The organism is Streptomyces murinus (assembly GCF_002154555.1).
GTDB lineage: Bacteria > Actinomycetota > Actinomycetes > Streptomycetales > Streptomycetaceae > Streptomyces > Streptomyces murinus.
In genome coordinates, this window is the sequence record NZ_MUNF01000856.1 from 1 (window position 1) to 794 (window position 794).

The 794-nt window shown below is 78.2% G+C and carries 2 pseudogenes; both read left to right on the plus strand.

Annotated features, from left to right (window positions below):
• A pseudogene (locus tag CCN72_RS39380) lies at positions 1–209 on the plus strand (hypothetical protein); the annotation flags it as partial.
• Positions 210–366: 157 nt separating this feature from the next.
• A pseudogene (locus tag CCN72_RS35860) lies at positions 367–794 on the plus strand (hypothetical protein); the annotation flags it as partial.

Here is a 794-nt window from a genome sequence, read left to right on the forward strand (position 1 = left end):
CGGGGGTGTGGGTGATCAGGACGCTGCCGTCGGCCGTGGTGTCGCCCGTGCCCAGTTGGGGGGTGGTGCCGGCGGCGCTGCCGATGTCGGCCGGGCCGTCGCTCGGGGTGGGGGACGGGTCCGGGGTCGCGCCGCCGTCCGTGCCGCCGGTCGGGCCGCCCGTGGTGGGACAGGTCTCGGAGGGGACGAAGGCGAACTTCTCCTGGTAGGCGGCGCCGGGCTGGAGGACCAGGCCCGTGGCCTCCTGGGAGGGGTCGGGCAGACCCGTCGCCGCGTCGCCCGCCGCATGCCGTACGACGGCGATCTTCGCGAGGTCCGCCGCGCCCTGCGCGCGCGCCGCTCACCGCGCAGGGCCCGGAGGAGACGTTGCTGACGCGGAACGTGCCGTACACGATCCCCGTGGAGTCCGGCGCGGCCGCGCTGCCCGTGACCGAGCCCAGCTGGGCCGGCGTGCACACCGGGACACCCGCCGTCAGGGTGGCCGAGGGGTTCGCGCCGGCGGCGGCACCGGCGTCGCCCGCGCCCCCGCTGTCCTTGTCCCCCGGCTTCCCGGGCCCCCTGCCCGGCTGGACCGGGCTGCCGTCCGTGCCCCTGCCGCCGTCCGTGCCGCTGCCCTTGTCCTTGTCGTGCCCGGAGCCGGACCGCGCCTGCGAGGACTGGCCGGCCATCGCGGTGTCCGGGTCGGAGCCGCCGGAGTCGGAGACATGCACCAGGGCCGGGATCGCCGTACCGAAGAACAGGGCCGCCGCCGCCATGCCCACGGCCGCCTGCCGCTTGCGGGCCCGGCGCGCGGG